The sequence below is a fragment of the Clostridium gallinarum genome (genome assembly GCF_014836325.1).
GTDB lineage: Bacteria > Bacillota > Clostridia > Clostridiales > Clostridiaceae > Clostridium > Clostridium gallinarum.
On the sequence record NZ_JACSQZ010000083.1, the window covers coordinates 1 to 10,251 of the forward strand.

Below are 10,251 nucleotides of genomic sequence, written 5' to 3' on the forward strand. Positions count from 1 at the left end.
ATAAAATACCTCTTAATATTGCTCTTTTATCATTATATTTATATTTTCCGTAAATTGTATTTAATAATATTATTGGACATAAAAAAAATAAATTCATTAATAGAATATAATACTCTTTATCTAATATTCCTTGATTAAAAAAGTATTGAAAATTCAAAAGTAATATTTCCGATACCATAATTGTTGAATATATAGCAAGTCCTCTATTTATACTTTCATTCATTTCTGAGGATCTATTTTTAATATCAAAAAATGCTTTTATACTGCTTTTATCAATAAATATATCTCCTATTTTCCTTAAAAGTAATGATATCTTCCCTTTAACTATACCAAGTTTAGCTAAACTAACTATAGATAAATCTGTTAAAGTTTCTCCTTCTGCAATAAATCCATAACCATCTTCATTATATAAGGAGATTATTTTATTCTTAATCTCGGGATTTACCTTACAATAAATCCTAGCTTTAGATACTACTTTTAATATATCTTTATCATTTAAGGTTTCAAGTTCAGCTCCTGATACAATTTGATCTACTTCAGTTATTACCCCTAACTTTTTCCCAAAAAACTCAGCTGATATTTTATTCTCATCTGTAAATATTATAGGCAGTATTCCCTCTGACATAATACTATTAATATCATCTACAACATCATCTATAAAAGGATTTTCTAATGCAATAATTCCAACAAAAACCAAATTACTTTCTATATTTTCATATTTAGTTGGTTCATAATTAAAACTTCTATACGCAAAAGCTTCCGTTAATAATCCTTCTTTAGCAAAATTTAGATCTGCAAGTTTAATTTTTATAATATCTTCTGAGGTCAATTCTCTTTCTATTCCATTAATTAAAATATGTGTACAACATTCTAGTATCTTATCTAACTTTCCTCTTGAATTAGCTCTATAACCTTTTTTGTTTTTATTTAAAGTTGTTATCATTTCACCACTTGAAGAGTTCATAAGTTGAAATCTTCTTCTATTTGCATTATCTAAAGTTCCTTTATAAATAGTATTATCTAATCCAAACTTTACATAAGCCACTTCATAAATATCTCCTTTTATAAAGTTATTATCACTACTATATTTACAATTGTTACACAAAATAGCTATATCTATAAGTCTTTTTATATTAATTTCTCTAACGTCAACCTTATTAGATAAATATATCTGCTCATTTGTATATAGCTTGTCTACATATAATTTTTCCTTAGATATATTTCCTAATTTTTCTAAAAAGAATATTTTTGCATCTCTAATTGTAGATAAAGCCGAAAAATTATTTAACTCTATTCCATCTACATTTAATAAGTATTTCTTATAATATTTCCCATAGCTTATTATTATAAATGAAAATGCTATACTTCCTATTGCAAATATTCCTTGAGAAAAAAGCTCTACTTTCCCTAATAATTTCCCAGGAAAAAATAGTATTAAAATAGTATGTAATAAAATCAAACATACTATAATTTTAAACAAATTTCCTTCTAAACTTTTAATAACAGTATCTTTTTTAATATTTGTATTGCTTATAATATTTACTAACTTTCCAAGTTGAGTTTTTCTTCCAACTTCTACTACTATTCCTTTTCCAGAGCCCTCTTTTATTATTGTTCCTCTAAAAATCATATTAGAAATTTCACTGATTGTAGAAACTTCCTCATCTATTTTTATAGAATCTTTTTCTTTAATAAAATTCTCTCCAGTTATACCTCTTTCATCTACCTTGAGATTTTCACTCTCTACAATTCTAATATCTGCTGCTATTATAGAATTTTTTCTAAAATAAACTATATCTCCTTTAACTAAATTTTCTGCTTCAACTAACTTTTCAATCCCATCTCTCAAAACTAAAACCTGAGATGTATTTAAATTTTGTAAAATTTCAATTTCCTTATCTTTATGTATTTCATTTTTTAATTTTATAAATATATTTATAATTAATAATAAACAAAAAACTATTCCCATAAAATAAAATTTATTAATTAAAAATAAGATAACAAACATTGAATATACATAGATGTATCTTTGCCCTAAAACTCCCAATAAGAGCTTTATAAATCCCTTAGAGTAAGGTAGCTCAATTTTATTATTTTCTTCAGCTCTTCTTAAATTACATTCCTCTTCAGAAAGCCCTTTATGAATATCACTATTTAAATCTTCTACTACTTTACCCCAAAAACTTGTATAATATTTTTTCATATAACCTCCACCACCTTAAATATTTCTATAAAAGGCAGATTAAAATAAAGCATCCTAGCAATTATAGTATAAATTGTTAAGATGCTTTTTTAAAGCATTATTTCTAATATTTTCTACATATTTAAGATTTTGTTTTTGGATTGAAAATTAATGCCATTAAATATCCAAAGAAAATAGCTGCTGTTATTCCTGCTGCTGTTCCTGTTATTCCTCCAGTAAAAGCACCAATTAATCCTTTTTCTTCAACCGCTTTAATCGCTCCCTTAGCTAAAGAGTTTCCAAAACCAGGAAGAGGCACACTTGCTCCTGCACCCCCAATTTCAACAATTTTATCATATAATCCAAAAGCACCTAAAATAGCACCTATAGTTACGAAAATAACCAGAATTCTAGCAGGAGTTAATTTAGTTGTGTCCATAAGTATCTGACCTATTACGCAAATAATTCCTCCTACAATAAATGCACTTATATAAACCATTATAAAACCTCCATTCTAATCCTTAAATTCAATTGCAACAGCATGAGCAATACCTGGAATACTTTCTCCTTGCAATGAAGATGTTGTGCTCATTAATGCTCCAGTTGATATTAATAACATACTTCTAATTTCTTTTCTAATCATCTTTTTATAAAAATGTCCTGTTGATACAACTGCTGAACATCCACATCCACTGCCACCAGAATCTGTATTTTGAATACTATCATCAAATATCATATCACCACAATCATAATAATTTGATCTAATATCATATCCATATTCCAACAATAATTTTCCTGTTATTTCTTTTCCTACCTTCCCTAAATCTCCTGTTACTATTACATCATAATAATCTGGAGTTCTTCCTGTATCTTTAAAATGCATAGATATAGTATCAACTGCAGCCGGCGCCATTGCTGCACCCATATTATTAGCATCCTTTACTCCATAATCCTTAACAACTCCAGTTGTAACATGTGTAACCTCGGGGAAATTACCTTCTTTACCAAGTAACATAGCACCAGCTCCTGTCACTGTCCATTGAGCTAATGGACTTCTTTGAGAACCATATTCTAACGGAAATCTAAATTGCCTCTCTGCTGCACTAAAATGAGAAGATGTAGCTGCAACAACATAATTTGCAAAGCCTCCATCTATCATCATAGAAGCAATACTTAAAGATTCTGACATAGTTGAACACGCCCCGTACAAACCAAAAAACGGTATATTTAATTCTCTTGCTGCAAATGACGATGATGTTAATTGGTTTAATAAATCTCCTGCAAATAAATAATCTATATCCTCTTCCTTTAATTTTCCTCTATTTATTGCCGCTGTTATTGCCGTATAAAGCATTTCACTTTCTGCTTTTTCAAAACTCTCCTTCCCAAACAAATCATCATTTAATATTTCATCAAAGTAACTCCCAAGTGGACCTTCCCCTTCTTTTGGGCCTACTATAGAATATGCCGCTATAATTTTAGGTGGATTATCTAATTTAACTGTTTGCTTCCCAATTTTTTTTAATTTTATATTATTATTCATACAACCTCACCTCTCTAAAATAATAATTTTATAAAATAATATATTATTCCTATTATTACTGAACTTCCAATTCCATAAACCAAAACTGGTCCTGCTATAGTAAACATCTTAGCTGCAACACCAAACACAAATCCTTCTTTCTTAAATTCTATTGCTGGTGCAACTATTGCATTTGAAAACCCTGTTATTGGTACTACAGTTCCTGCACCTCCATAAGATGCAATCTTATCATATATACCAACACCTGTTAATAAAGCTCCTAAAAATATCATTATTATAGGTAATATCATTTTTACTTCATCTTCTGGAAATCCATAATTAATTAATATTTCTTGAAAAAATTGTCCTATTGTACATATTGCTCCACCTACAATAAAGGCTCTTCCACAATTTCTAGCAATTCTAGGTTTAGGATTTGTAGCCTCTGTAATGCTTTGAAATTTCTTGAATATTTGTTTTTCAGTAATTCCTTTCTTTTTAGACATAACATTACTCCTTCCTATTATTTATACCTTTATTGTTCCACATTTTGAAAATTTAACACCGGAACTTTATGTAAAAAATGCGAACATTTTTTACAATGAAAAATTAAAAATTAAGAATGAAGAACTCATAGCTCATAGGCCCCCTCAGAATGTTGGACTATTACACTCAATGTAATTATAATAAAAATAACTTAATTGAGGGGGACATAAATGAGTACAAGATTTATAAGGAAGTTTACTGAAGAAGAAAGAGTTGCTATTGTATTAGAAGCTTTAGAATGTGGAAGTAATTCGCTTGTTGCTTCAAAATATAATATAAACCCGCAACAATTATCTAATTGGAAAGGTAACTATAGACGTTATCATCAAACTATAAAACCAAAAGATTGTAAAGAAAAAGAAATCATAAAGGATTATAAAAAAGCTTATTTACAGGCAATTGAAGAAAATAAAGAAAAAGATCTTGAGATAGCAGTATTGAGAGATTTGTTAAAAAAAAAGAAATAACTGATTACTATGAATATGCACAAGAGTGGATTTCCTGCGGAGCTCCGGTAAAAAGTATTCTGAGAATACTTGGATTAAAAAAGTCTACTTATTACCGAAAAAAGAAGTGTCAGTGCCAAGAAAAACAAACAAAATTTAATAATCACTCATATATACCTGGTTATAGTTATAATAATAAAAATCAAAAAGTTAATGATGTAGTAATCCAAAAGTATATTAGTGAAATTAGAGCTGATGAATTTGGAAGGCATTACGGTTACAAGAAAATAACCTCAGTGCTTAATCGAAAATACTCATTAATTATAAATAAGAAAAAAGTATATAGATTAATGAATGCTATGGGTGTATTAAAAGAACGCACTGAAAGAGTTCGAAAATATAAGAGAATATGTAAGAATCATAAGGTTTCTAATTCAAATCAATTATGGGAAATGGATACTAAATATATATTTATTGCAGGAACAAGAGAAGTTGCATATCTAACATCTATTATAGATGTTTTTGATAGAAGCGTTATAGCTTATGATTTTAGTTTATCTGCTGATACTTCGGCGGCTAAAAGAGTTACAATAATGGCTTTGTATAATAGAAAAATTAAAGGGTGCGTAAACGGGCTTACGCTTAGAACAGACAATGGTTCTCAGTTTATAGCTCATAAATTTGAAGAACTATGTATTAAGGAAAAAATAATTCATGAAAGAATACCGGTGCGTAGCCCAAATTATAATGCACATATTGAATCATATCATAGGTATCTTCAAGATGAATGTCTTACAGGAAAGATGTTTTTAACTTTTGAAGAAGCTGACGATGTCATTGAAAGATATGTTAATGGATATAATACTAGACGAGTTCATTCAGCAATAGATTATAGAACTCCAGAAGAATTCTATAATCTAAAAAACTGTAATTTTAAGAATAAGCTAGTAATCAGTGTATAAGGTCCCGTTTGAGGGGGCCAATCCGAGAATTAATGAAAAAAATCCTTTGGATTTTTAAATAAAAATACTTTTTATTAATTAAATTTAAGTTTTGCTGTGCAAAACATCCTAAATTTTTCATTTTTAATTCTTCATTCTTAATAAAAAAATAAAAACTCCCTAAGGAGTTTTTAAAATGCATATTTAAAAATTTTTATAAGAAAAATTAATTTTAATCCTTTAATTTTTCCTTCATTAATCCTAATACTTTTTTCTCTATTCGCGAAACTTGCACTTGACTAATACCAAGTAACTTAGCTACTTGAACTTGAGTTTTATCTTTAAAGTATCTAAGTACTATTATTTGCCTTGATTTACTATCTAAGCTTCTTAATGCTTCTTTTAATGCAATTCTATTAATCATTTCACTGTCATCTTCGCCTTTTTCACTTAGTTTATCTATAAGTAAAACAGGAGCTCCATCATCTTGATGAATTGTATCATAAAGATATTGCATATTTACTGATGATTCTATAGCAAATAATATTTCTTCTTTTTCAACGCCAGAATATTTAGATAATTCTTCAATTGTTGGTTCTCTCCCCAAATCTTTAGTTAACTTTTCTCTATCAAAATGTATTTTTCTAGCTAAACTTTTAACATTTCTGCTAACTTTGATAATCCCATCATCTCTAATAAATCTTTTAATTTCTCCGATTATCATTGGCACTGCATAAGTTGAGAATTTAACATTAAATTTGTCATCAAAATTATTTATAGCTTTTACTAAGCCAATAGATCCTATTTGAAAGATATCTTCGTAGTCATAACCTCTATTTAGAAACTTTTTACTAATGGATGATACAAGAGGTAAATTCATTTCAATAACTTTATTCATAGCTTCTTGGCTTCCAGCCTTGGCTAGAGGTATTAATTGTGAATTTTCTTCGTAATTATACACCTCTTTTCTAATACTTCCATTTTCCATCTGCTTCACCTAACTTACTGTATTAAATTTCTTTTTCATAACAACTTTTGTACCTTTCCCATCTTCACTATTAACCTCTAAACTATCCATGAAAGTTTCCATAACTGTAAATCCCATTCCTGATCTTTCTAATTCAGGTTTAGAAGTATATAATGGTTCCATCGCTTGTTTAACATCCTGTATTCCTTTTCCGTTATCTTCAATAATAATTGTTATTTCATCTCCACTTATACTTGCCTCTATTTTGATTATACCCTCTTTTTTGTTTTCATAACCATGTATTATAGAATTTGTTACAGCTTCTGAAACTGCTGTTTTTACATCTGTTAACTCTTCAACCGTTGGGTCTAATTGAGAAACAAAAGCAGCAACTGCTACTCTTGCAAAACCTTCATTTTGTGATTTGCTCATTAATTCAATACTAATTTTATTATCAACCATTTTAAACCCTCCATTAAATATTCACTATGGCTTCATCAATATTTCTATAAACATCTATTATCTTATACATACCAGAAATTTCAAAAACCTTATTAACTGTTCTATTTATATCACTAACACATAATTTCCCACTTCTATTTTGAATCTTTTTATATCTTCCTATAACTACACCTATTCCAGAACTGTCCATAAAGGTTACTCCACTGAAATTTAATATAACTTTTTTTATGTTATCTCTATCTATCCTATCATCTATCTTAACTCTAACTTCTTCAGCACTATGATGATCTAGTTCCCCTATAAGACTTACTATTAGCTTGTCATCTCTCTTATCAAATTTTAGATACATACAAATTACCCTAAAGCATTTGCTTTAGAGATTCACCTCCCCATTAACTTTTTCCTTCTTTTTCCATAATTTTAACATATTAGTTTATTCTTAGTCAAATATAAATATTCATAAATAATAAAAAAAGAGATAAACATTATATTCCTTGCTCCGTCGCATGCGCTCCAAGTCGCTGTCATACAATGTTTATCTCTTTGCAAACTAAAGGAAGGAAATTTTTAAATGAGCTGCCTATCGACAGCCCATTTTTTATTTTTCTTTGTTTTTACTTTTATATTTTTCTATTTCTTCTTTTAGGCTTTCATAAAAGTCATCAACAGTTTCATTATCATTTAATATTAATGTTTCTATTGCATCATCTAGAGTATCCATAATATATATATGGAACTCTCCTTCTTCAATTGCTAACTCTACTTCTGGCATTAAAATCAGTTCATCTTTATTAGAAGAAGGAATTAATACCCCCTTATTTTTATAGGAATCAATAAACTCACAAACTTTAAAGTAACCTTCTATTTTTTCATTTACTCCTCCTATAGCTTGAACTTCTCCGAGTTGATTAATTGATCCAGTTACTGATATATTTTGTTTTATAGGCCTTCTAGATAAAGCAGATAACATACATATAACTTCTGCTACTGATGCACTGTCTCCATCTATAATTCCATAGGATTGTTCAAAGTTTAAATAAAAATCTACAGGAATATCTTCATAGCAGCCCAAAAGACTACTTATTAATCCTTTAAGAATATTTATAGACTTTTCATGAATTTTTCCACTTAGCCTACTCTCTTTATGAATATCTATTATTTTTCCAGTTCCCTTATGAGTGGTACAAGTAATTCTTACTGGTTTTCCAAACGAATGATATCCAGTATCTAAAACTGATAATCCATTAATTACTCCAATCTTTTCTCCTTCTACTGATAATAATATCTTATTTTCTTCATATAGCTTATCGTATTCTTCTTCTATTCTTTCTTTAGAATAGGCTATTTTTCTTACATCTAATCCTTCAATAACAGGAGAAACTCTATTCTTAGCATTATCATTAGCCAATATCATTATCTTATCTATTTCAATAGTATCTACATTTATTTTTGTTCTTCTACTTGCACTCCTTGATAAATATTTTATTATTTCATTTTTACCTTCATCGGTTATTTGTAATAATTTATCTTCTTTTATTTTATTATCAATAGCTCTATTAACATAAGATTCAACATCCTTATTTACATCTACTATTGGATAAAATTCAGCTCTTAATGGAAATAATTTTTTAAAATCTTCGTCTAAATTATATAATGTATCGTAAGTTTCCATATCACCAATTAAAATAACTTTAATATTTATTGGTATTGGCTCTGGTTTTAAGGTATTAATTGATATTATATCTAGATAAGCTTTAGATGCATCATAAGTTAATTTGTTACTCATTAAAACTTTCTTTAAATAATGATATGCATACCCATTAGTAGCTAAAGAATTCATTCTTATAATAAGACATCCCTCATTAGCTTTTAATATTGAACCAGAATTTATTAATGATATATCTGTTTTGTATACTCCATTATGATTTTCATGTTCTAAAAAACCTATTAAATTATTAACACTAGGATCTTCCTCATATATTACAGGTGGATTATTAGTATAACTATTATCTACCAAAACATGCATATTATATTTATTAATAATATCATAAATTTTCTCTTCATCATCCTCTATGTCCATTGTATAACACTCAACAATATCTTTTTCTATTAAAACAAATAACTTTTCTAAATACTCATAGGCATTATCGTCATCTAAAAACTCAAACAACACTTCATCTTTATAAAATTCCATTTCTTTTGTTAAAAAATCACTATAAATTTCTTTTAGTTTTGTTATAGAGTTTACTTCAATATCCTTAATTTTACTTAAAACAACTTCTGCTTTTTTCTTTAGAATTGTAGCTTTTGCAACTATTAATTCCTTCTTCTTATTATCTAAAGTGTCATATTCTTTTTCACTTATTGTCTTACCATTTATTAAAGGTATAAAAGCAAACCCCTTACTTGTTACCTTTACTTCAAAATTTTCTTTTTTTGCAATATCCATTAATTCACCAATATAAGAATTTCTTTTAGTTTGTATTTCCTCTATTAGTTCGTCCTTTTCATCTTCTGTAGAAGAATTGTAAAATTCTTCTACTAATTCTATATAATTATTTCTCAGCTCTTCTACTATTTCTTTTAGCTTATTTCCATTTCCATTAGATACAAATAAATATTCTGGACTCTTACAATCTTCTAAAACTACATAACAAATATCCTTTGGAGGTTCTAAATTTTTATACTGCTCCTGTATATAAGCTTGAAGTTTTTTCAATTTCTCCTTTGAAAATGAATCTATTAAATAAATATTATAGCCTTCTTTATTTATATTAAGTGCTCTTCTTATTTTTTCATATTCACCATCTATTTCAGGTATCATAGTTACAGTACCCTTTTTATCATTTTTCTTAAAATTAAAGTTAAATTTCACTTCTTGTGAAGTTAATTCTTTTCTCATATCTTACCTACCTTCTAATCGCTTTTGCAATTTTAAAGAAGCAGTTCCCCCCTTTTTTAGATGTTTATATATAGATATTCTATTATTATCAGTTTAGGGATTAAAATTTAAAATAAATTACTTTCTATAATATATTTAATTATATAAAATTGCTTATTAAGTAATTCTATTGGCCCTTTAGTAAGATATATCCTTTATACAAAAAGAAAGGGGCTGTCGCACTAAAGAATTAGTGCACAGCTCCTTTTTTGCAAAAAAATAAATCCCAAACTTTAAAAGTTTA

Annotated in this window: 10 protein-coding genes; 2 read left to right on the forward strand and 8 right to left on the reverse strand. The window is 27.6% G+C overall.

Annotation, left to right across the window (positions count from 1 at the left end; all coding sequences use genetic code 11):
* From H9660_RS14960 to spoVAC, 4 genes are all read right to left on the reverse strand, one after another.
* Window positions 1–2,203, reverse strand: a 2,203-nt coding sequence (locus tag H9660_RS14960) for a cation-transporting P-type ATPase (RefSeq protein ID WP_191751182.1), incomplete at its 3' end; no start/stop codon positions are given.
* A gap of 121 nt (window positions 2,204–2,324) precedes the next feature.
* Window positions 2,325–2,681 (reverse strand): stage V sporulation protein AE, encoded by a 357-nt coding sequence (spoVAE, locus tag H9660_RS14965; protein ID WP_191751183.1) that lies wholly within the window; start codon window positions 2,679–2,681, stop codon window positions 2,325–2,327.
* Between the two features lie 15 nt (window positions 2,682–2,696).
* On the reverse strand, window positions 2,697–3,725 hold the full coding sequence (gene spoVAD / locus H9660_RS14970; RefSeq protein WP_191751184.1) for a stage V sporulation protein AD: 1,029 nt from the start codon (window positions 3,723–3,725) through the stop codon (window positions 2,697–2,699).
* Window positions 3,726–3,739: 14 nt separating this feature from the next.
* Window positions 3,740–4,210 carry a stage V sporulation protein AC gene (spoVAC, locus tag H9660_RS14975; protein ID WP_191751185.1) on the reverse strand — a complete coding sequence of 157 codons (471 nt, stop codon included), beginning with the start codon at window positions 4,208–4,210 and terminating at the stop codon, window positions 3,740–3,742.
* Between the two features lie 210 nt (window positions 4,211–4,420).
* Here spoVAC and H9660_RS14980 point away from each other — a divergent pair, with 210 nt between their 5' ends.
* Window positions 4,421–4,717 (forward strand): transposase, encoded by a 297-nt coding sequence (locus H9660_RS14980; protein WP_191751186.1) that lies wholly within the window; start codon window positions 4,421–4,423, stop codon window positions 4,715–4,717.
* A 29-nt stretch (window positions 4,718–4,746) separates the two neighbouring features.
* On the forward strand, window positions 4,747–5,658 hold the full coding sequence (locus H9660_RS14985) for an IS3 family transposase (protein WP_341479607.1): 912 nt from the start codon (window positions 4,747–4,749) through the stop codon (window positions 5,656–5,658).
* Window positions 5,659–5,869: 211 nt separating this feature from the next.
* Here the strand turns inward: H9660_RS14985 and sigF are convergent, their stop codons facing one another.
* From sigF to H9660_RS15005, 4 genes are all read right to left on the reverse strand, one after another.
* The gene (sigF, locus tag H9660_RS14990) at window positions 5,870–6,625 is read right to left on the reverse strand and encodes an RNA polymerase sporulation sigma factor SigF (RefSeq protein WP_191751187.1); all 756 of its coding nucleotides are present in this window, start codon (window positions 6,623–6,625) and stop codon (window positions 5,870–5,872) included.
* A 9-nt stretch (window positions 6,626–6,634) separates the two neighbouring features.
* On the reverse strand, window positions 6,635–7,066 hold the full coding sequence (spoIIAB, locus tag H9660_RS14995) for an anti-sigma F factor (protein ID WP_191751188.1): 432 nt from the start codon (window positions 7,064–7,066) through the stop codon (window positions 6,635–6,637).
* A 13-nt stretch (window positions 7,067–7,079) separates the two neighbouring features.
* Window positions 7,080–7,415, reverse strand: coding sequence for an anti-sigma F factor antagonist (gene spoIIAA, locus H9660_RS15000; RefSeq protein ID WP_191751189.1), 336 nt, complete (start codon window positions 7,413–7,415; stop codon window positions 7,080–7,082).
* Between the two features lie 249 nt (window positions 7,416–7,664).
* A complete protein-coding gene (locus H9660_RS15005; protein WP_191751190.1) occupies window positions 7,665–9,968 on the reverse strand; it encodes an AAA family ATPase in 2,304 nt (767 codons plus the stop codon).
* Between the last annotated feature and the right edge of the window lie 283 nt (window positions 9,969–10,251).

Bases quoted from the DNA above. Each gene is read 5' to 3' on its own strand.
- spoVAD (WP_191751184.1), bottom strand. From the start codon at position 3,725: ATGAATAATAATATAAAATTAAAAAAAATTGGGAAGCAAACAGTTAAA.
- spoVAE (WP_191751183.1), bottom strand. From the start codon at position 2,681: ATGGTTTATATAAGTGCATTTATTGTAGGAGGAATTATTTGCGTAATA.
- spoIIAB (WP_191751188.1), bottom strand. From the start codon at position 7,066: ATGGTTGATAATAAAATTAGTATTGAATTAATGAGCAAATCACAAAAT.
- spoIIAA (WP_191751189.1), bottom strand. From the start codon at position 7,415: ATGTATCTAAAATTTGATAAGAGAGATGACAAGCTAATAGTAAGTCTT.
- H9660_RS14980 (WP_191751186.1), top strand. From the start codon at position 4,421: ATGAGTACAAGATTTATAAGGAAGTTTACTGAAGAAGAAAGAGTTGCT.
- H9660_RS15005 (WP_191751190.1), bottom strand. From the start codon at position 9,968: ATGAGAAAAGAATTAACTTCACAAGAAGTGAAATTTAACTTTAATTTT.
- sigF (WP_191751187.1), bottom strand. From the start codon at position 6,625: ATGGAAAATGGAAGTATTAGAAAAGAGGTGTATAATTACGAAGAAAAT.
- spoVAC (WP_191751185.1), bottom strand. From the start codon at position 4,210: ATGTCTAAAAAGAAAGGAATTACTGAAAAACAAATATTCAAGAAATTT.